The organism is Stenotrophomonas sp. YIM B06876 (genome assembly GCF_030711595.1).
Taxonomy (GTDB): Bacteria; Pseudomonadota; Gammaproteobacteria; order Xanthomonadales; family Xanthomonadaceae; genus Stenotrophomonas.
The window spans coordinates 224-635 of sequence record NZ_JAUJUJ010000465.1; the positions used below are offsets into that span (position 1 = coordinate 224).

General features: G+C 51.2%; 1 protein-coding gene. It reads left to right on the forward strand.

Going from position 1 to position 412, the window contains the following annotated elements; genetic code table 11:
• Positions 1-21 precede the first annotated feature (21 nt).
• Positions 22-412: hypothetical protein (locus tag QZH66_RS17950; RefSeq protein ID WP_305807167.1), on the forward strand; the 391-nt coding region annotated here is incomplete at its 3' end.

Here is a 412-nt window from a genome sequence, read left to right on the forward strand (position 1 = left end):
AAAAACGCCCCAGTACGCTGGGTGAAACCATCCGCTATGGAGAAAAGACGACTTGGCCAGAATGAAGTGCTTATTGCATCCTCGGGCGCGGGGCCTTGTGGTCGGCCACTTTGGGCAGGTGCCGGATTTGAGCGGTTCTATGGGGTGCCTGTTATTTTTTCAAACTTTGTAAAGCGGCTCGAATGTGGCTCCCCAGCCCGAGCCATTTACATTGACCGACTGCTTGCAGAGATGCGAGAGACGAGGGAAATCTGGAACTATATCAACGGGACATCAATTCCGAACCTTGACGACAAGCTGTTGCTGGCCACAAAAAAGGTTGTAGTTCCAGATATTGCCGTCCTCTCAGCATTTGAGAGTGTTGCACGAACTATCTACGAACGGCTTTACTCCCAGCAAGCCCAAACACTCT